This window comes from Marinobacter sp. LM1, assembly GCF_042763285.1.
Lineage (GTDB): Bacteria > Pseudomonadota > Gammaproteobacteria > Pseudomonadales > Oleiphilaceae > Marinobacter > Marinobacter nauticus.
In genome coordinates, this window is record NZ_CP114373.1 from 1,538,435 (window position 1) to 1,558,184 (window position 19,750).

The 19,750-nt window shown below is 56.5% G+C and carries 23 protein-coding genes; 11 read left to right on the plus strand and 12 right to left on the minus strand.

What is annotated here, in order from left to right:
- Positions 1–50: 50 nt before the first annotated feature.
- From merB to merT, 5 genes are read right to left on the minus strand one after another with little or no spacing between them, the layout of a single operon-like run.
- Entirely contained in the window at positions 51–686 is a 636-nt protein-coding gene (merB, locus tag OZ656_RS07270; protein ID WP_008175605.1) for an organomercurial lyase MerB, read from the minus strand.
- 13 nt (positions 687–699) lie between these two features.
- Positions 700–2,103 carry a mercury(II) reductase gene (gene merA, locus OZ656_RS07275; RefSeq protein ID WP_008175602.1) on the minus strand — a complete coding sequence of 468 codons (1,404 nt, stop codon included), beginning with the start codon at positions 2,101–2,103 and terminating at the stop codon, positions 700–702.
- 5 nt (positions 2,104–2,108) lie between these two features.
- Positions 2,109–2,348 carry a mercury resistance system transport protein MerF gene (gene merF, locus OZ656_RS07280; protein ID WP_008175600.1) on the minus strand — a complete coding sequence of 80 codons (240 nt, stop codon included), beginning with the start codon at positions 2,346–2,348 and terminating at the stop codon, positions 2,109–2,111.
- Positions 2,349–2,350: 2 nt separating this feature from the next.
- The gene (gene merP / locus OZ656_RS07285) at positions 2,351–2,647 is read right to left on the minus strand and encodes a mercury resistance system periplasmic binding protein MerP (RefSeq protein ID WP_008175598.1); all 297 of its coding nucleotides are present in this window, start codon (positions 2,645–2,647) and stop codon (positions 2,351–2,353) included.
- 13 nt (positions 2,648–2,660) lie between these two features.
- Positions 2,661–3,011 (minus strand): mercuric ion transporter MerT, encoded by a 351-nt coding sequence (gene merT, locus OZ656_RS07290; RefSeq protein WP_008175596.1) that lies wholly within the window; start codon positions 3,009–3,011, stop codon positions 2,661–2,663.
- A gap of 74 nt (positions 3,012–3,085) precedes the next feature.
- On the opposite strand from merT, the gene OZ656_RS07295 reads away from it, so the two are divergent.
- The 3 genes from OZ656_RS07295 (at position 3,086) to OZ656_RS07305 (ending at position 4,496) form a co-directional block, all read left to right on the plus strand.
- Complete coding sequence (locus OZ656_RS07295; RefSeq protein WP_008175593.1) at positions 3,086–3,511, plus strand: MerR family DNA-binding protein; 426 nt, start codon at positions 3,086–3,088, stop codon at positions 3,509–3,511.
- A gap of 562 nt (positions 3,512–4,073) precedes the next feature.
- Positions 4,074–4,313: a hypothetical protein gene (locus OZ656_RS07300; RefSeq protein WP_156509989.1), complete on the plus strand. Its 240-nt coding sequence runs from the start codon at positions 4,074–4,076 to the stop codon at positions 4,311–4,313.
- A gap of 39 nt (positions 4,314–4,352) precedes the next feature.
- On the plus strand, positions 4,353–4,496 hold the full coding sequence (locus OZ656_RS07305; protein ID WP_156509988.1) for a hypothetical protein: 144 nt from the start codon (positions 4,353–4,355) through the stop codon (positions 4,494–4,496).
- 88 nt (positions 4,497–4,584) lie between these two features.
- Here the strand turns inward: OZ656_RS07305 and OZ656_RS07310 are convergent, their stop codons facing one another.
- The 3 genes from OZ656_RS07310 to dctP all read right to left on the minus strand — a co-directional run bounded on the left by OZ656_RS07310 (position 4,585) and on the right by dctP (position 7,574).
- Entirely contained in the window at positions 4,585–5,895 is a 1,311-nt protein-coding gene (locus OZ656_RS07310; protein WP_278351217.1) for a TRAP transporter large permease subunit, read from the minus strand.
- Entirely contained in the window at positions 5,895–6,446 is a 552-nt protein-coding gene (locus tag OZ656_RS07315) for a TRAP transporter small permease subunit (protein WP_023008944.1), read from the minus strand. Before OZ656_RS07315 ends, OZ656_RS07310 begins: the two co-directional genes overlap by 1 nt.
- 81 nt (positions 6,447–6,527) lie before the next feature.
- The gene (gene dctP / locus OZ656_RS07320) at positions 6,528–7,574 is read right to left on the minus strand and encodes a TRAP transporter substrate-binding protein DctP (RefSeq protein ID WP_199453705.1); all 1,047 of its coding nucleotides are present in this window, start codon (positions 7,572–7,574) and stop codon (positions 6,528–6,530) included.
- 167 nt (positions 7,575–7,741) lie between these two features.
- Here dctP and OZ656_RS07325 point away from each other — a divergent pair, with 167 nt between their 5' ends.
- Positions 7,742–8,482, plus strand: a complete 741-nt coding sequence (locus OZ656_RS07325; protein ID WP_199453707.1) for an enoyl-CoA hydratase/isomerase family protein — start codon at positions 7,742–7,744, stop codon at positions 8,480–8,482.
- On the opposite strand, the gene OZ656_RS07330 is transcribed toward OZ656_RS07325, so the two are convergent.
- Positions 8,479–10,071, minus strand: a complete 1,593-nt coding sequence (locus OZ656_RS07330; RefSeq protein WP_199453709.1) for a class I adenylate-forming enzyme family protein — start codon at positions 10,069–10,071, stop codon at positions 8,479–8,481. The genes OZ656_RS07325 and OZ656_RS07330 overlap by 4 nt on opposite strands.
- A gap of 140 nt (positions 10,072–10,211) precedes the next feature.
- On the opposite strand from OZ656_RS07330, the gene OZ656_RS07335 reads away from it, so the two are divergent.
- From OZ656_RS07335 to OZ656_RS07365, 7 genes are all read left to right on the plus strand, one after another.
- Positions 10,212–11,006 carry an SDR family NAD(P)-dependent oxidoreductase gene (locus OZ656_RS07335; protein ID WP_199453711.1) on the plus strand — a complete coding sequence of 265 codons (795 nt, stop codon included), beginning with the start codon at positions 10,212–10,214 and terminating at the stop codon, positions 11,004–11,006.
- The gene (locus OZ656_RS07340) at positions 11,006–11,446 is read left to right on the plus strand and encodes a PaaI family thioesterase (RefSeq protein WP_199453713.1); all 441 of its coding nucleotides are present in this window, start codon (positions 11,006–11,008) and stop codon (positions 11,444–11,446) included. The genes OZ656_RS07335 and OZ656_RS07340 overlap by 1 nt, the downstream gene beginning before the upstream one ends.
- Positions 11,447–11,512: 66 nt before the next feature.
- On the plus strand, positions 11,513–12,715 hold the full coding sequence (locus OZ656_RS07345; RefSeq protein ID WP_278351218.1) for an acyl-CoA dehydrogenase family protein: 1,203 nt from the start codon (positions 11,513–11,515) through the stop codon (positions 12,713–12,715).
- Between the two features lie 34 nt (positions 12,716–12,749).
- The gene (locus OZ656_RS07350; protein WP_031210154.1) at positions 12,750–13,517 is read left to right on the plus strand and encodes an SDR family NAD(P)-dependent oxidoreductase; all 768 of its coding nucleotides are present in this window, start codon (positions 12,750–12,752) and stop codon (positions 13,515–13,517) included.
- 80 nt (positions 13,518–13,597) lie between these two features.
- Entirely contained in the window at positions 13,598–14,662 is a 1,065-nt protein-coding gene (locus OZ656_RS07355) for a phosphotransferase (protein ID WP_278351219.1), read from the plus strand.
- Positions 14,663–14,676: 14 nt separating this feature from the next.
- Positions 14,677–15,456 carry a 5'/3'-nucleotidase SurE gene (surE, locus tag OZ656_RS07360; protein WP_379945144.1) on the plus strand — a complete coding sequence of 260 codons (780 nt, stop codon included), beginning with the start codon at positions 14,677–14,679 and terminating at the stop codon, positions 15,454–15,456.
- Between the two features lie 25 nt (positions 15,457–15,481).
- Positions 15,482–17,140 (plus strand): long-chain fatty acid--CoA ligase, encoded by a 1,659-nt coding sequence (locus OZ656_RS07365; RefSeq protein WP_278351221.1) that lies wholly within the window; start codon positions 15,482–15,484, stop codon positions 17,138–17,140.
- Positions 17,141–17,221: 81 nt separating this feature from the next.
- Here the strand turns inward: OZ656_RS07365 and OZ656_RS07370 are convergent, their stop codons facing one another.
- The 3 genes from OZ656_RS07370 to OZ656_RS07380 form a co-directional block, all read right to left on the minus strand.
- Complete coding sequence (locus tag OZ656_RS07370; RefSeq protein WP_278351222.1) at positions 17,222–17,677, minus strand: MaoC family dehydratase; 456 nt, start codon at positions 17,675–17,677, stop codon at positions 17,222–17,224.
- A gap of 32 nt (positions 17,678–17,709) precedes the next feature.
- The gene (locus OZ656_RS07375) at positions 17,710–18,471 is read right to left on the minus strand and encodes a class II aldolase/adducin family protein (protein ID WP_278351223.1); all 762 of its coding nucleotides are present in this window, start codon (positions 18,469–18,471) and stop codon (positions 17,710–17,712) included.
- A 126-nt stretch (positions 18,472–18,597) separates the two neighbouring features.
- Positions 18,598–19,740 carry an acyl-CoA dehydrogenase family protein gene (locus tag OZ656_RS07380; protein WP_278351224.1) on the minus strand — a complete coding sequence of 381 codons (1,143 nt, stop codon included), beginning with the start codon at positions 19,738–19,740 and terminating at the stop codon, positions 18,598–18,600.
- Between the last annotated feature and the right edge of the window lie 10 nt (positions 19,741–19,750).

Here is a 19,750-nt window from a genome sequence, read left to right on the forward strand (position 1 = left end):
AGCTCCTGGGTGCTGACCTACGTTCAAGATTGGTATCGAACATTCAGGTATTAAAGGTCATGTTGGTAACGCCTTGCTCTGTCGAGCATAAGGTGCGCAATCCGCTGTCCCAGTTCGAAACCTTCCTGCACAGTCACCAGCTGCGCGCTTGGTTTATCTCGCCCCCAGGCCTCCCCGGCCTGTCGAGAGGCAAAGAAAAGGACATCGCAACAAAACGCACTTCGAATGTCTCCCGATGCGGCCACCGACACTAAAGAGACGACCGCGTCCTCCGGCTCAAGCGAAACCACTCTCTGTGGCGTAATCGTCATGTTGATCGGGTTGTTCGTCTGCGGGCAACGCGATTGCACCTGCGCCCGTTCGCCAATAACGGTTGGAAACATCAAGGCATCCAGTGCACACCAGGTGTAAAGGGGCCGATCGTTGATAACAAATGCATGCGGGGTTTCTCGCAGTGTGATGCCGGAGCCGATCAGCCGTCCCTGGCCGTCGTACTCGATGGTCCCGCAGGGCAGTTTTTCCAGCACCAACTCTGCCTCATCAGTCGTCCAGTTGAGCGACTTCGCGAGCCGCTCAACAGTGACCGGTTGTCCCAGGGCAAGCTCGCGCAACAGCGTCACATGAAGCGCGGCTTCCCTTTCGCCGGTCAGACCCAGCCGTTCCACGATCTCATCCATGTTATACATTGGCGGCACCGTCTTATCCCGCACAGCACGACAATTGCTTCACGTCCTTGGTGAAGGTTTGGGCACAGAGCTTGAGCCCCTCCACCATGGTCAGGTACGGGAACAGCTCATCGGCAATGTCGTTCACGGTCATACGCGCACGCAGCGCCATGACGGCCGTCTGGATCAGCTCACCGGCTTCGCCCGCGACGGACTGGACACCCAGCAATCGTCCGCTGCCACGCTCAGCGACCATCTTGATGAAGCCCCCGGTATCGAAGTTAACCAGGGCCCGGGGCACGTTATCGAGGGTCAGGGTGCGGCTGTCGGTGTCGTATCCCTGAGCCTGGGCCTCCGCCTCGGACAGACCGACGGTGGCCACTTGTGGATCGGTAAAGATCACCTCGGGCATGGCGCTGAGGTCGAGGCTGGCGTCACCGCCGGTCATGTTAATGGCGGCCCGACTACCACCGGCGGCAGCCACGTAGACGAACTGGGGTTGATCGGTGCAGTCCCCGGCTGCATAAATGCCGGACGCGGTCGTTTGCAGGTGGTTGTCGATCCGGATCGCGCCGCGCTCGGTAGCCACGCCGACGGCCTCCAGGTTCAGGTTCTCGGTATTGGGTGTGCGGCCACTGGCCACCAGCAGTTGCTCCGCCTCCAGGGTGCCGGCGTTGGTTTGGAGGGTGAACACCCGGCCATTGTGGGTAATCTCACTGGCCTGGGTCTGCTTGAGCACCTCGATGCCCTCGCGACGGAAGGCCGCTTCCACGGCTTCACCCACCGCCGGGTCTTCCTGAGACAGCACCCGGCTGCGGGCCAGAATGGTGACCCGACTGCCAAGGCGGGCAAAGGCCTGAGCCAGCTCGATGGCCACCACCGAGGCACCAATCACAACGAGGCGCTCGGGAATGTGATCCAGCTCCAGCGCACTGGTGGACGTGAGATAGGGCGTCTCGGATAGCCCCGGAACAGGCGGTTCGGCGGGCCGGGCACCGGTGCCGATAAAGGCCCGGTCGAAGTGCACCGTCTGCTCGCCGCCGTCGTTGAGCGTAACCGTCAGTGTGCGCTCGTCCACGAACCGCGCCTCGCCCTTGAGGACGGTAATCGCGGCATTGTCATTGAGAATGCTCTGGTACTTGGACTCGCGCAGCTCCTCCACCCGGGCCTGTTGCTGAGCCAGAAGGGCTGAACGATCCACCACCGGTGCCTGGGCACTCAGTCCGTCGTCAAACGGGCTTTCCCGGCGAAGGTGGGCGATATGCGCCGACCGGATCATGATTTTGGACGGTACGCAACCAATGTTGACGCAGGTTCCGCCGATGGTGCCGCGCTCAATCAGCGTCACCCGGGCACCGCGCTCCGTCGCTTTCAGGGCCGCAGCCATGGCACTGCCACCGCTGCCAATCACCGCAATGTGCAGGTTGTTGTCACTCATAAACGTTACTCCTTGGTTGAAGGGCTATCGCAGCAGGCGTCGTGTTTCTTTTTACGCCAGACGGCATAGCAGGTCAGGCCAATAAAAAAGACCAGTGCGGGCAAAAGCACGTAGTCGAGATAGCCGGTGAGGGCTGCCAGGCCTAAGGTTCCCAGCAAAACCACCAGTATTGGGGTAAAGCAGCACAGGGCGACCAGCACCGTGCCGATGACGCTCACCCGCAACAGGGTTTTGGGGTTTGCCATGGTTACTCCTGTTTTGCCTGAGATTGTTTCAGCGTGGACGGATAGCCGGCGTTGGTGGTGGCTTGCGTCAGTGCCTCAACGGTCGTTTTCTCGTCGTCGAAGGTGACCGTCGCATCGCGTTCTTCATAACGAACATCCACAGAGGTCACGCCCTCCACCCGGTTGAGAGCGGCCTTGACGGTGATCGGGCAGGCCGAACAGGTCATGCCAGGGACTGACAGGGTGACGGTTTGTGGTGCTGCCAGGGCCGGCAGGCTAACGAACAGGAATAACGCTGTGGCGATCAGTGATTTTTTCATGGTGCTATGCCTCTCAGTAAAATAGGGGTAAAACATAAGGGAACGCCAGCGCAGTCAGAATGAGCAGCGCGACAATCCAGAAAACAACCTTGTAGGTTGTGCGTACTTGCGGCACCGCGCAAACATCGCCCGGCTGGCAATCCTGTGCAGGCCGGTATATCCGGCGCCAGGCAAACACCATGGCCACCAGTGCCGCACCGATGAACCAGGGCCGATAGGGTTCCAGGGCGGCCAGATTGCCGATCCAGGCGCCTGAAACTCCTAACGCGATTAAAACCAGGGGACCAAGACAGCAGGCGGATGCCAGGACGGCGGCAACGCCCCCTGCGATCAGCGAACCGCGACCGGATTTGGGCTCAGACATTACGTTGGCTCCTTTCATGAGATGGATGACTGAGATAAGGTTACTCCCGTAGTCAGCTACGGAATCAACCCCCTATGTCCAAGAAACCACGTTCAATGACCATTGGCGCCCTGGCCAAGGCCGCCAATATCGGAGTGGAAACCATCCGCTATTACCAGCGCCGGGGACTGGTGGCAGAGCCTGACAAACCCTATGGAAGCATCCGCCATTACGACGATCAGGCGTTGGCGCGTCTTCAGTTCATTCGAACGGCCCAATGGTTGGGCTTCAGCCTGGATGAAATCGGAGGACTGCTAACACTGCAAGACGGCACCCATTGCGATGAAGCACGGGTACTGGGCGGACAGAAGCTCGCCAAGGTGCGTGAGAAAATTTCAAGTCTGCGGCGTATCGAGCGAACGCTGGAGGGGCTGGTGCAGGCATGTTGCACTGAGCAGGGTGACGTGAAGTGCCCGCTCATTACGTCTCTTTATAAGGGCGTAGAGGAAAACACGTCGTGAGCTTATCTACGAGAGCCAACTTCTCTGCCGGGGTCGGTTATGGCAACCAGCAAGGGGGCCGATCCGGTCGGCATCATACGTCGCCGCTTATCCCCGAGCCTACGCCAAATCTAAACGTTCGCTTTGCGACCGTAGCTTGTGTTTGTACCTCTGCCAATCGCTGGGGCGCCCACTCCATAGTTATGCTGCTTGAGTTCGACACGTTCTTTTAGCCCGGAAGCCAGCCGTAATTCCCGATGGTGTCAGTACTACCTAGCAAAAAGGTGGGCACTCTTCAGCACCAACGGCCGGCTAAACTATGAGCTCAAGAACACAGCAAGATATCGTCATCAAGCTAATGCGTATGTCGTGTCCTCATAACGACATTGATTAGCCCAAGGATCGGAAGACGTTATCGAAGAGAGCTTGGCTAAGCTGATGCAAGTGAATCCGGATCTTCTGGTTGGGACGTCGATGGGAAGATGGCTGGCGGGCATTCTGTGAGCCGAAGCCGGTATTCCGGTTGTCGCCATCAATCCTGTGACGGATTCTGCCCACACTTTCACGTCCTGGATAGGCCCGGATGTCGATCATCAGGGTAGGCCTATCAACTGACAGACGAAGTGGTTTCTGGCTACTATTCTTTCACCCGCTGGGGCAGCGGGCTGTTGCTGCTGGATCAGGGGATGAACTGCTTCCGTGGAATGACACCGTCGGGGCGCTTGGGGATTATTTTCCGGTTTATAGCTTTGAGGGTGGCAGCCACCGGGTTGAGCATATGGAAGAAGCGTTGAAGCTGATTTGGGAATATGTGAAGGATTGAAACCGAAAACCAGGACTGTATGAACGGATAGACCGAACCATGAATTATGACACTCTCAAGCAGTGCCACCGCGATGAGCGAGGCGGCTGCCCCGCCAATCTCAGCCTGCGGGTTCATCGGTCTATGAACTGGCTGCAGCGAGCAGGGCAACTTGAAGACCCCTGGATTGGAGCGGGCAAATAAGTTCCTTTGCTTGTGAGCGACTCTGACAGGTCGATTTGCAATTAATAAAAGCAAGAAGGCCTGAGGTCGTTCAGGCCTTCTTGATATCTCAGAAGAGTAATTCCGGCAACCAGGTTGCGATCTCCGGGAAGATCATAATCAGTATGATCCCAACGATTTCTACCAGTACAAACGGAATGATCGACTTGTAGATATCGTTCATTGTGACCGACGGAGGCACTACACCTTTCAGGTAGAACAGGTTGAAACCAAAGGGTGGTGTCTTGTAACCGATCTCCATGTTGATCACGAACAGAATGCCGAACCAGATTGGGTCAAACCCTAATGCCGTGATAATCGGAATAAATACCGGCAGAGTGATCATCATAATGCCGACAGGGTCCAGAACCATCCCCAGGAAGAAGATGATGACCATCATGGCAATAATAGTTCCCCAGGCTCCACCCGGGATCATGGCCATAATGCTTTCAATCAGGGCCTGGGCTCCCATGCTTTGATAGGCGGAGCTGAATGCGTGGGCCGAAAACAAAATCCACATCGTTAGGCCGGTCAGCTTGAGTGTACGGATCGCGGCTTCATTCAGTACCGACCATTTGAACTCGCCGTAGACCGCTGCTGAAATCAGCGCACCGAGGACACCTATGGCTGCGGCTTCTGTCGGTGTGGTGAGCCCGCCCATGATGGAGCCCAGTACCATTCCCACCACGCTGATCGGCAGGAGAACAGAGCGCAGGGCGCGGAACTTTTCAGGCCAGGATGCCCGGTCTTCTTTAGGAAGCGCTGGTGCCAGGTCTGGCTGCAGGGCGCAGCGGACAACAATATAGAGGGTGGTGAGTACCATCAGCATAATGCCGGGCATAACACCTGCAGCAAACATCTTGCCTACGGATACACCCGTAATCAGGGCATACAGAATCATCAGGATACTTGGCGGAATCAGAACACCCCAGCCGCCACCGGTATTGATAACCCCGAGTGCCATCTGCTTGTCGTAACCCCGGGAGAGCATGGAGGGGAGTGCGATCGCACCCATAGCGACCACTGCCGCACCGCTGATGCCCACCATGGCTGCAAATACCGCACAAATACCCAGAGTACCGATGGCCAGGCCGCCCCGGAGGCCGCCGAACCAGAGATACATCATGCGGTACAAGTCTCGCGCAACACCTGTGCGTTCAAGAATCATTGCCATGAATACAAACAGTGGTATGGCCACCAATGTAAAGCTTTCCATGGTGCCCCAGATCTGGGAAACCACCATGTAGAAGGAGTCAAAGCCCCAGGTGAAATAAAGAAAAACAACAGACACACCACCCAGCACAAATGCCAGTGGCAGGCCAAGCAACAGGAAAAACAGCAGCGAACCAAAGAAAAGAAGCGTCATGACTTCAATGCTCATTATGCTTCTCCTTCTTCAGAATGGCTTTTCCGCTCGGCGGGGTCGTAATAGCTCAGGTTAAATGCGATGGCGATATCCTCCAGCAACCTCACAATGCCTTGCAGCAGCATCAAAACAGAGGCAACAAAGATGGCTCCCTTGGCTGGCCAGATAGGCGGGTTCCAGGCAGAAAAGGAGGTTTCCCGGCTTTCGAACGACTCAGAGGCCATGTCAAAGCTGAACCAGACCAGCGCCAGCATGAAAATGAAAAACAGAATAGAGGTGAAAATGTCGACAAAGCCCTGGGCCCTCAGCTTAAGCGTCGAGTGCAGCAGATCGACATTCACGTGCCCGCGGTGGGCCATGATGTATCCGCCAGACATTACTGCGTATACACCGAACAGCAGCTGTGTCAGTTCATTTGTCCACACCGAAGGTGAATTGAAAAAATAGCGCAGAGCTACTTCAAGTATCAGAAAGACAAACATGGGAAAGACGATCAGGGCTATACATCGGCCAACGTACTCGTTGAGCCTGGTGACGCCTTTCATGAATGCGCTGACTACGCTCATGGCACTCTCCGGGGGACTTGGGTGTGAACTGAGAAAACAGGCCCCGGGGGTTAATCAGGGCCTGTGGTGTTGCGTTTAGGATCAGAGGTAGCCAAGTTCGCCAAGGAACTGCTTGAGCAGGCTCAGAGCCTTCTTGGCCTCATCGCTGCGCTTGGCTTCTTCATCCCACATGCCCTGGGCTGTCTGGGCAAGCTTCTGCTGAACATCTTCAGGCATCACGTTTACTTCAACACCTTGATCAGCAACGGCTTTGGCCAGGGCGATACGCTCTTTGTACAGATACTGGTTGGTGCGGATCCAGAATTGCTCATCCAGAGCCTGTTTCACCACCTGCTGCAGGTCTTCCGGAAGTTTGTCCAAGGCCTTCTGACTGACGATGATGACATCGGTGCCGGCAATGTTCAGCGCAGGCTGAACGTGGTATTTGGCAACATCATACAGGCCCATGCTCGCAGCACCCTGGGCAGCGCCCCAGTGGGCGCCGTCTACAATGCCGGAATCCAGTGCGGTGTACAGTTCACTGCCCGGGATATAGGAAGCGGAAGCACCGGCTTCGGTCAGGAACTTCTGAAGCGCACCGGAGGAACGGATTTTCAGCCCCTTGAAGTCTTCCCAGCTGTTGATGGGTTTGCTGGTAACCATTTCGGTCGGGTAAACCTTGTCGGTTGCCCAGTAAACGCCAGACTTGGCGGCTTCATCCCGCAGCATTTGTTCGAAGCCCATGTTCTGGTGGAAGTACGCGGCTTCCCAAACGTTTCGGAATGCGAAGGGCAGGCCAGAAGCAATGCCGGCCAGGGTCATCTTGTCCTGGGCATAACCGGGAGAAATCGTACCCATTTCCAGAATGCCACGACTCACGGCATTGAAGGTTTCTGTGGCCTTGAACATGGCGCCTGCTTCAAACAGCTGGAGCTTGATCCGGCCTTCAGAGCGTTCTTCGATCACATCCTTCAGTCGACCAAGGCTGTCCTGGTAGGAGCTGCTGGAGCCTGGCCAGTGGGACTGAACCTTCCAGGTGTAGGTTTTTTCAGCGTATACAGGTGCGCTGGCGATAACAGCGGATACACCCAGTGTTAACGCGGATGCATAGGTAGTAAGGTTTTTTCTGAATGTGGCAAGGAAGCTCATAAGTTTGCTCCAGTATTTGTTATAGTTGCATTGCTCGTGTTTCGCAGTGCAGAATATAAGACTGCACCGTGAACTTTTGTTGTTCGACTTTATCACAAGATTTGCCATTTGCAATAGGACGTTTTTCTCCTGTTTCAGAGGGGGAGGGCGACACCCAGGAGATGTACATGATCAAGAAATATAGCCAAGAAAAAACGATCCATCTTGTCATAGATCGTCCGGATAAAAAGAACGCCCTGAACCGAAACATGTATGAGCAGCTGGCAGGTTATGTGCGGGAGGCAAGTTCTGACCAGCATGTGCATGCCATCGTCATCTCGGGTGCTGAAGGTGTGTTTACCGCCGGCAACGATCTTGATGATTTCCGGGCGCGGGCTACGGACGAAAACCCGAAACCCTCTGCCGGCCTTGCATTCATTGAAGAATTGATGGCGTGTGATACTCCGGTGATAGCGGCGGTGGAAGGGTTGGCGATTGGTATTGGCACCACTATGTTGCTCCATTGCGACAGCGTATTTGCGGGGCGCTCGGCCAGGTTCAAAACTGCCTTTGTCGATTTGGGATTGGTGCCGGAGGCTGCTTCAACTGTGACCATGCCATTGCACCTTGGCTCCCGGATGGCTGCTGAATTGCTGTTGCTTGGTGAAACCCTGGATGGCACCCAGGCCGGTGAATGTGGCCTGGTAAGCCGGGTGGTAGATGATGGACAGGCTGTGGATTCGGCCCTGGCCCTGGCGGGCAGGCTGGGAGAAAAGCCCCGAGAGGCATTGCGGGCCAGCAAGCGTTTAATGAAGGCGCCATGGCGCGACCAGGTGCAGCAGGCATTGGAGCGGGAGCGCGGTGTGTTCAGTGAGCGCTTGCGTTCCGACGACTGCCGTAATGCTTTGAGTCGCATGCAGCGCCGTTAACCGGCGCTGTTATCCCAGTAAGGCGTTCTTAGCTCCCGCTTCAAGACCTTGCCAATGGTAGAGCGAGGCAGTTCCTGCCGGAACTCTACGGCACTGAGGCGCTGGGTCTTGCCCAGATGCTGGTTGGCCCAGTCCCGGATTTCCTCTTCTGTTTCCTGGCATCCGGATTTCTTTACCACCAGAGCGAGGGGAGTTTCGCCCCATTGGCTGCTGGGTATGCCGATAACCGCAGCATCGGATACCGCAGGATGGCTGAGGACGACTTTTTCCAGGTCTACGGCGTAGATGTTGAAACCGCCGGAAATAATCATGTCTTTCCTGCGGTCGAGAATATGAACAAAGCCGTCTTCGTCAATGCGGCCCATATCGCCGCTGCGATAAAAGGCAAGTCCATCGGGGCTTTGCCACAGCATCTCCCTGGTCTGCTCCGGGCGGTTTACGTAACCCCGCATCATGGAAATCGCGCGCCCGACAATCTCGCCGATCTCACCCTGAGGCAGCTCCTTGCCATCTTCGCTGACCACCCTTACTTCAGCCCCTTCGGTGGGCACTCCGACGGTATCCCATTTGTCCGGATAGGCAGCGCAGTCGAGGCTGGTGGAAATGCCGCCTTCTGTGAGGCCATAGACCTCCCGGATATTGCCTGGCCAGCGTTTCATGGTTTCGGCGATCACATGGGCCCGGAGCGGCGCACTGGTACAGAGCTTGAGCTTGAAGCTTGAAAGGTCAAACTGGTCGAAGTCCGGAACCGCCAATATGCGCTCAAACTGCACGGGCACCAGCATGGCGTGAGTGACTTTGTGCTGTTCTGCCAGTTCAAGGAAGCGACGGGCATCAAACTTGGCCATCAGCACGAGGGTGCCGCCATAGAAAATGGTCGGTAGCACCGATACCAGGGTGGTGTTGGAGTACATTGGTGTCGATACAAGGTTAACGGCTTCACCGTTGAGCCCGAACCGGCTCATCCTGACCATTTGCCGCTGGCGGAACCGGTAGTCGTGGAGTATGCCCTTGGGAGTTCCGGTCGTGCCTGAACTGTAAATGATGTTGAACGGATCGTTCAGTGTTACCGGCGCCGGGTCTGGCTCGGCGGGAATCGAGCCCAGCCAGTCCTTTAAATGCTGTCCGGCAGCATCGTTGTCCAGCCCGATCACCTCATCGTGATTCAGGCCGGCCCTGAGGCTGGCTTCGGCCCAGATATCGAGGTTTTTACGGGAAACGAACAGGAACCTGGAGCCGCAGTCACGAATCATCAGAGCCAGGGATTCGCCGCTGGCCATACCGGAAAGCGGCACCATGCAGCCACCCGCCACCAGGGTTCCCAGATAGAGGGCCACCATTTCCCTGCTGTTTTCCGACAAGGCCGCAACGCAGTCGCCTTTTTTAAGGCCGGTTTGTCGCAGCTTGTTGGCAATGCGGTTGACCTCATGCAGCAGACCGGCCCAGCTGAGCGCTCCCTTTTCGTCGATGATTGCGGTCTTGTCGCCTTGTCCGCTGGCAAAGGCCTGAATACGAAAACCGATGGCCTCCATGGCTTCGCCGGAGTCAGTGGGAGCGTATACGGGCATTTCGTCAAATTGCGTTTTCATTTTGTCATCCTTTGATGTTGTAGTTTTGCTAGATGAAATTAACTTCCAATTATATTGACTCATAACCGTTGTGCGTGACAAATTATCTGGAAAGCAAAATAGAACACACAAAAATAAATCATGTTAGCGGGGAGAATTTCATGGGGCGATTTGTTCAGCGAGTGGCAATCGTCACCGGGGCCGGAAGTGGTATCGGGCGGGCAACCGCACTCAGGCTGGGTCGCGAAGGGGCATCCGTTGTGCTTGTTGATGTCGCCGAGGGCGGCTTGCTCGAAACCGAGAATCAGATGGCCGATGGTGTATCTGTGCTGCGTCGGGTGGCAGATGTTGCGGATGAGGCTGCGGTAACTGCCCTGGTAGCCGAAACCATGAAAACCTTTGGCCAGATTGATGTGCTGTGCAATATCGCCGGTATCGCCAGTATTTCCGGAGCCCATCCGCCGGTCACCGAGAACAGTCGTGACGAGTGGGAGAAAGTGCTCGCTGTAAACCTGCTGGGAACCATGCTGACGATAAAGCACGTTGCACCTCACATGCAGGCCCGCAAGAAGGGCAGCATTGTCAATACCGCATCGGTTGCCGGTATTCGTTCGGGGGCTGGAGGCAATGCCTACAGCGCATCAAAGGCCGGCGTGATCAACCTGACCATGACCGCAGCCTGTGACCTGGGGCTGGACAACGTGCGGGTAAACGCAGTTTGTCCCGGGCTGGTTGAAACCGGTATGACTCAGACAGTCTTTGACTATGCCCGGGCACACGAAAAGGCCCACAAGCTCGGCTCCCGTTGTGAGTTGCGCCGTTATGGCGATCCCGCGGAAATTGCTGCCGCCATCCTTTTTCTCGCCAGTGACGATGCCAGTTACATTACCGGTCAGGCCCTGGCCGTTGATGGCGGCAACACAGCGTCCCTCAACCTGCCTGGAATGAAAGTCTGATGAACAACAGTAGTCTGCACATTACCGGTGGCAAAGACTTGCCGGGTTTTCACAACATGCTGGGCTACCGGCAGGTATCGTGGGAAGAAAATGAAGCCGTGATCGAGCTGGAAATCCAGGCGGATCACCTGAATCTGGGTGGTGTGATCCATGGTGGAGTACTGACCTCCCTGCTGGATATTGCCATGGCCGAAGCCGGCACCTACTGCCCCTACCCCGGGCGCATGCGCAAAGCCATTACGCTTTCGCTGACCACCACGTTTACCGGGCAGTGCACCGGGGGCGTAATCCGGGTGACCGGTCGTAAGCGCGCGGGTGGAAGCAGGATTTTTAACAGTACCGGTGAAGTTCACGACGAGCTGGGCAACCTGCTTGCAATCGGTGAGGGCACTTTCCGGATTCGTTCTGGTAGTGAGAAACCTGAAGGCGTTCCCGTCTGAATGCCTGCTAACGCGATTGCCGGCGTTAGTAGCAGTCGCAAATAACTGAACAGAGAGGAAACGGATATGTTCGAGCTGTCTGACAAGGCCAAGAAACTGCAGGCCGAATTAACCGAGTTCATGAATGCCTACATCTACCCGAATGAAGAGAAGCATCACCATCAGGTGGCAACCGCAGAAAACCGTTGGGCACCGGTTCCGATCATTGAAGAGCTGAAAGATAAGGCCAAGGCTGCCGGGCTGTGGAACCTGTTCCTGCCAGAAAGTGACCTGGGTGCCGGGCTGACAAACTTCGAGTACGCACATCTGTGCGAGATTATGGGCCGATCCGAGATGGCTCCTGAAGTATTCAACTGCTCCGCGCCGGACACCGGCAACATGGAAACCATTGCACGTTACGGTAACGAGGAGCAGCAGGAACAGTGGCTGAAGCCGCTTCTGGATGGAAAAATCCGTTCCTGCTTTTCCATGACCGAGCCGGATGTGGCTTCCTCTGACGCAACCAACATTGCTTGCGAGATTCGTCGTGAAGGTGACGAGTACGTTATCAACGGTCGTAAGTGGTGGTCTTCAGGTGCCATGACCACCACCAGCAAGATTGCCATCGTTATGGGCAAAACCGATCCCAGCGCTCCCAAGCACCAGCAGCAGTCGATGATTCTGGTGCCACTGGATGCACCCGGGGTGAAAATGATTCGCCCGCTGACGGTATTCGGTTATGACCATGCGCCGCACGGCCACGCCGAGATTCACTACGACAACGTGCGGGTGCCGGTCAGCAATATCCTGCTGGGTGAAGGTCGCGGCTTTGAAATTGCTCAGGGTCGCCTCGGGCCGGGCCGTATCCACCATTGCATGCGCACCATCGGTGTCGCCGAGCGTGCCCTTGAACTTATGTGCAAGCGCGCGAATGCCCGTGAGGCCTTTGGTCGCCCGCTGTCCGAATTTGATTCCATCCGGAAAGACATTGCCCGCAGTCGCATCGACATCGAGCAGGCTCGCCTGATGACCCTCAAGGCGGCCCATATGATGGACACCGTTGGCAACAAAGTGGCCCGCCAGGAAATCGCCATGATCAAGGTGATTGCCCCGAGCATGGCCCTGAAAGTTATCGATCGTGCAATTCAGGTGCACGGTGGTGCCGGTGTTAGCCAGGACACCTTCCTGGCATCTGCCTGGGCCAAGGTCCGTACCCTGCGCCTGGCCGATGGCCCGGATGAGGTTCACCTGGATTCCGTAGCCAAGCTTGAACTGCGTCAATACCGCTGAAACAGCTGTTACCCAGAGTAATAAGGATTCGGAAATGACTAATCCATTATTTGATATGACCGGGAAAGTGGCGGTTATTACAGGCTCCACCAAGGGCATTGGCCGGGCCATTGCCGAAGAAATGGCCCGCTGTGGCGCCCGGGTTGTGATCTCCAGCCGCAAGGCTGAAGCCTGTGAGCAGGTTGCCAGTGAAATGCGGGCCCAGGGCTTTGATGCCATGGCTATCGCTTGCCACGTCGGTAAGAAGGAGGACCTGCAAAACCTGGTCGACAAAACTAACGAAGCCTGGGGCACCATCGACGTTCTGGTTTGCAACGCCGCGACCAACCCGGTGTATGGTCCGACCGCGGAAATGACTGACGATGCCTGGGACAAGATCATGGACACCAACGTCAAGGGAACCTTCTGGCTCACCAATATGGTGCTGCCACAGATGGCCGAAAAAGGCTCAGGTTCTGTGGTGCTGCTGTCCAGTATTGCCGGTATTCGCGGCAACACCACTATCGGCACTTACGGTGTGTCCAAGGCGGCAGAAGCTGCCCTGGCGCGCAACCTGGCCGTTGAGTGGGGGCCGAAGGGTATCCGTGTGAACAGCATTGCGCCGGGCCTGATCAAGACCGATTTTGCCAAAGCGCTTTGGGAAGACCCGGTTCGCGTAAAGCGGGCAGAAGACAAAACCCCGCTTCGGCGCATCGGTGATCCGATCGATATTGCCGGCCTGGCTGTTTTCCTGGCGACCCCGGCCAGTGCCTACATTACCGGGCAGGTGATTGTTGCCGACGGTGGTGAAACCATCTGCTGATACCGGGAAACCGGAACACCCCTGCCGCCGGGCCCTGTCTGGCGCCAGGGGTTATCAGAACATAACGACAAGAGATAATCATGAGCATGACTCCAGAGCTGGTAGCGGTTCTGCCAGCCCACAAATTCGATGAAGCCCGCCTGCTCAACTGGCTTCAGCAGGCATTGCCGGACTTCGGTAACCAGATGGACGTGAAGCAGTTTCAGGGCGGGCAATCCAACCCTACCTTTCTGCTGGATACCGGCAACAGGCGTTATGTACTGCGGAAGAAGCCCCCGGGAAAGACGCTGCCTTCGGCTCACATGGTGGAGCGGGAATACCGCGTTATGCGCGCGCTCGCTGAACACACGTCCGTTCCGGTACCCAATGCTCGCGTACTGTGTGAAGACAGTGAGGTCATTGGCACTCCCTTCTACGTGATGGATTTTCTGGAAGGCAGGATTTACTCCCATTCGGCACTCAAAGAGTTGGAGCGTGATGAGCGAATGAGGGCTCATCACTCAGCCATCGACACGCTGGCAGCTTTGCACTCCGTGGATGTCAACGCTATTGGCCTGGCAGATTACGGCCGCCCGGAGGGTTATGTGTCCCGTCAGGTGGCTCGCTGGAGCAAGCAATATCTTGCATCCCGGACGGATGACCTGCCGGCTATGGACAAGCTGATGTCCTGGTTGCCGGAGAATCTCCCGGCCAGGGATGAGACTTCGATTGCCCACGGTGACTATCGGTTTGGCAACCTGATGCTGGCACCGGATCGCCCGGACGTAATCGCGATCCTGGATTGGGAACTGTCGACTCTCGGGCATCCGCTGGCAGACCTCGCCTATTACTGCCTGCCATACCACCTGCCTGCTGATATGCCCGGTATGCGTGGCCTGAATGGCGAAGATCTGCAGGAGCTTGGTATACCAAGCGAGCAGGAAACCATTGCCCGGTACTGCGCGCAAACCGGCAGAGACGGCATTGATGACTGGCACGTATTCCTGTCGTTTTCGTTATTCCGGCTGGCAGCCATTCTTCAGGGTGTGTACAAGCGGGCCCTGGATGGCAATGCTGCCAACGCCAATGCGCTGGAAGTTGGCAAGCGTGCCAGCCTGCTGGCGGATATTGGCTGGCAAATCGCTTGTGAAGGCCGCAAGCCATGAGCGGAGAAGCGATTATGCAGGGCAAGATTGCCAATCGAATTCTGATTACCAACGATGACGGCATCAATGCGCCGGGTATCGCTATCCTTGAAACCATTGCCCGGCGGTTGGCCGATGAGGTCTGGGTTGTGGCTCCGGAACATGATCGCAGCGGAGCTGGCCAGAGCATATCCATTCACAGTCCGTTACGGGTTTATCAGGTTGGGGCTAATCGTTATTCGGTGTCAGGCACACCGGCCGATTGCGTGTTGTATTCCCTGGCCGAGTGGTTCGGGGAAACACCGCCAGACCTGGTGCTCTCCGGTGTGAATTGCGGAGCGAACATCAGTGATTCGGTCCAGTACTCGGGTACCGTTGGAGCGGTACTGAGTGCACACCACATGAACATTCCGGCCATTGCGCTGAGCCAGGCCTACCTGAACCGGGACGAGGTCCGCTGGTCGCCGGTGGAAACCTTTGCTGAAGCGGTCATTCGCAGGCTTTACCACCCCGGCCAGGTTCTGGCGTGGAATGTGAACTTTCCAGCCTGTGAAGCGGCCGATATTACCGCAGCCCGATGGTGTCGGCAGTCCAACGGCTCTATCCAGAAGCCAACACTGGTCGCAGGCCGTGATGCGCGCAGCCTGCCTTACTGGTGGCTTGGTTTTGACCGGAGCTCACGCCACATTGTGGCGCCGGATGCGGATGTGACCGTACTTCGTGAAAAAGCCGTTGCCATTTCACCGTTACGCCATGACGAGCCCTTGCCCGGGGCTGTTGATTATTTTGATTTGTCCGCTCAAGCGGTTGACTGAATTAACCCAGGGGGAGAACAAGAATATGTTTACACGCCACTACAAGGTTTGGCCAAAAGATCTGCCCAAAACCATGACCCTGCCGAAAACCAGTCTGTACACCAACCTGGAAGTCTCGGCACTGCGCTACCCGGACCACAATGCCATCGTTTTCTACGATGCGCCCATGACCTATGCCCGGCTTAAGCAAGAAGTCGATACTATGGCGGGTTACCTGCAGGCCCAGGGGGTCAAGAAGGGTGACCGGGTCCTGCTTTATATGCAGAACTCCCCGCAGTATGTGATCTCCTACTATGCCATCCTGCGGGCCGATGCCGTGGTTATTCCTGTGAATCCCATGAACCGCGCGGCGGAGCTTGAGCACTATATTTCGGATACCGGCTCCACGGTTTGCATGGCGGGCCAGGAACTGGCGGGCTTCATCGCGCCGTTGATTGGTGAGACCAACCTGGAACAAGTGATTGTTGCGTCTTACAACACCTACATTAATCCGGAAACCGACCTGACGTTGCCGGCTGAAGTTGCTGCGCCCGCGTGGTCCAGGGATATACCGGGAGTGGTTACCTGGGAGGCGGCCCTGGAAGCCGGACACAAGCCCGGTGAACATACTGCCGGCCCGGATGACCTTGCCGTTATTCCGTACAGCTCCGGTACCACCGGGGCACCCAAGGGCTGCATGCACACTCACCGGTCGGTAATGGCGACAGCCGTGCACCGGGTATTCTGGAACCTGTCTACGCCCGATGGTGTGCAGCTTTCCACGCTGCCATTCTTCCATGTAACTGGTATGACGGGCTCCATGAACGGCCCCATCTTCTCGGGTGCCACTTCCGTAATCATGACCCGTTGGGACAGAACCACCGCGGCACGTTTGATTGAGCGTTACAAGGTTACCGGCTGGACCAACATCGTCACCATGGCGGTGGACTTCCTGTCGAATCCGGATCTGGGCAAGTACGACATCAGCAGCCTGAACATGATTGGTGGTGGTGGTGCCGCCATGCCGGTTGCGGTCGCCGAGAAGCTAAAAAAGCTGACGGGCCTTGATTACATTGAAGGCTACGGTCTGTCTGAAACCATGGCAGCGACCCATATCAATCCAACCAAAAGCCCCAAGCCCCAGTGTCTGGGCATTCCGGTGTTTGATGTCGACAGCCGGATTATCGATGTCGACACACTTGAAGAAAAAGGCGTGGGAGAAACCGGCGAGATCGTTTCCTGCGGGCCTCAGGTCACTCTGGGTTACTGGAATCGACCCGTGGATACCGAGGCCTCGTTCGTCGAAATCGATGGTAAGCGTTTCTTCCGCACCGGCGATCTGGGTTACTACGATGAAGATGGTTACTTCTTCATGGTGGATCGGGTCAAACGCATGATCAACGCGTCTGGCTTCAAGGTCTGGCCGTCTGAGGTAGAAGGTTTGATGTACCGTCACCCATCCATCCACGAAGTCTGCATTATCTCTGCCCCGGACCCCAAGCGTGGTGAAACGGTCAAGGCTTGTATTGTACTAACGCCTGAGGCTGAAAGCACAACAACCAAGGATGACATCATCAGTTGGTGTAAGGAGCAAATGGCGGCCTACAAGGTGCCAACCATCATTGAATTTGTTGATGAGTTGCCAAAATCACCGACCGGAAAGCTGATGTGGCGGGCACTTCAGGAGCAGGAGTGGCAGAAGTAGCTTGCACAACACTGGAAGTTAGGAAGGCGGCTCCCCCCCCCACCCTCAGGGCTTGCCGCCTTTTTGCACTGACCGGAAAACTCAGACCACGTACATGGCCAGATTTTCCAGTACGCAGGCTGGCTTGTCTTCGTTCCTTATTTCCACCACGGTCTGGTAGGTGGCCAGTAGGCGGTGATCATCCACCCGCTTCACTGATACCAGCTCAACCCGGGACCGGATATCTGACCCAGCCTTGACGGCTGCGGGAAAGCGGAGTTTGTTCAAGCCGTAGTTGATGGTGGCTGAAGTTCCCGTCACCTTGATGACCTCGCTGTTGAGCCTGGGTATCAGTGATGCGGTCAGGTAGCCATGGGCGACCGGGCTCTTCCAGGGGGACTCGCGGTTGGCCCGCTCGATATCCACATGGATCCACTGGTGGTCGCCGGTGGTTTCGGCAAAGGCGTTTATCATGGCCTGGCTCACGGTTACCCAGGGGCTGTGGCCAATCAGCATGCCCTGATAGGCTGCCAGTTTATTAATATCAACAGTAATCATAGGACCTTCCTGATAGTGGGTTGATGAAGGGCTCAAACGTTGTAGCCAGGAGACCTGGCATCAAGCAGTCTCAGAAGGGCGGGCCAGGTAAGCTTTGCTGTCTTGCCGAGTGAGCCTGATTGATCCGCCGTGGTGTCGATAGCCTGTTGGGTGGGCATGTATACCGGGCCACAGCTCTGCGCTTTTACCTGTATCTCGCAGGCCTTCATCAGGAAGTAGAGGTATGTGAAGGTTTCCGGCACATCGCGGCCCACGGTCAGAATGCCGTGGTTTCGCAAGATCATCATGGATTTGTTGCCCAGATCCCGGATCAGGCGCTCCCTCTCATCAAGGTTGAGCGCTACGCCTTCATATTCGTGGTAACTCAGGTGCTCAAGGCACAGCATGGCGGTCTGGCTCAGGGGCAGTAGGCCATCACGGTGGGCTGATACCGCAACACCATCTGCTGCATGCAGGTGCATGACGGCTCCGGCATCTTCACGCCCCATATGTACGGCACTGTGGATGGTAAACCCCGCCGGGTTAACCCTGCGCAGCCCGCCAGCCTCCACGACTTCGCCATTTTGGTCGACTTTCACCAGGGATGAGGCGGTCATTTCATGGAACAGCAATCCGTAGGGATTGATCAGAAAGTGATGATCAGGCCCGGGCACCCGGGCCGACAGATGGGTGAACACCAGGTCGTCCCAGCCAAAGAGGGCTACCAGTCTATAGGCAGCAGCCAGTTCGGTTCTTATTTTCCATTCGGCTTTTCTCAGATCAGCCTGCATTTCGTCCGGGTGGTTTTTTGTCATGATTGTTCCTCCACAGAGAATGATTACTCAAGGTTATTCCGGGCATAAAAAAGGGGTGGCATAGGCCACCCCGAAAGAGGGTCCTGACTGAATGTGGAGACAGACCCAAGGTTCACTGATTTGGTATCAGTTGGCTTCCAGCAGAGCGGCATAGCGCTCAAGATGGAAGTCATCATCGCCCAGCTGGTGGTTGATCATCACCAGCCGCTTGGCGTAATGGGCAAAGTTGTATTCCCAGGTCATGCCAATACCGCCGTGGGACTGAACGCCCTTTTCCGAAATAAACTGGGCGCTGCGACTAATTACGTTTTTAGCGGCCGCAATTACCCGGCGGCGTTCGTCGCTCTGAGACTCATCAGCCACACTGGCGGCAAGGATGGCCATTGAACGAGCCTGCTCCAGTTCGGACATCATGTCGGCCATCCGGTGCTGAAGCACCTGGAACTTTCCGATGGGCACACCAAACTGCTTGCGCTGTTTGAGATAGTCCAGGGTCAGGTCGCAGGCGACTTCCATAACGCCGACAGCTTCACCACAAAGAGCGGAAATGGCACGGCCAACCTGGTATTCAATAACATCGGCAGCCTCACCTTCGTTGCCCAGCAGAGCGTTTGCGCCGACTTTGACGTTGTTCAGGAATAGATCGCAGCCCTTCGCGCCGTCGATGGTCGGGTAGCTGCGACGCTCCAGGCCTTCAGCAGTGGCGTCGATGACGAACAGGCTGATGCCAGCGGCATCACGGCTGTTGCCGGCTGTGCGGGCAGAAACCACCAGCAGGTCGGCACTATGGCCACCGATTACGACCGCTTTGCGACCGTTAAGAACATAGTCGCTGCCGGCTTTCTCGGCGGTGGTTTCTACGTCATTGGTGTTGTAGAAGCTCTGGGGCTCCTGCAGGCCAACGGCAAGCTGGGTTTCGCCTGTTGCAATGCCCGCCAGCCACTGTTCTTTCTGCTGTTCATTGCCGGCCTGGCTAATCAGCCCGCCGCCCAGAACCACAGACTGAAGGTACGGCTCGATGCACAGGCCGCGGCCCAGCTCGGTCATCACGCTTTGAACTTCAACACCGGTGCCGCCAAAGCCGCCAAGTTCCTCGGGGAATGGCACAGCCATCAGGCCCAGTTCGCCCAGTTGCTTCCAGAAACTTTCACTGAAGCCAAGTTCGGTTTCGCTGTATTCCAGCCGCTTTTCAAAGCTGTATTCACCGCGAACCAGACGAGCCACGGTGTCCTGCAGCATTTGCTGCTCTTCGTTGAGTCGGAAATCCATGGTCGCCTCC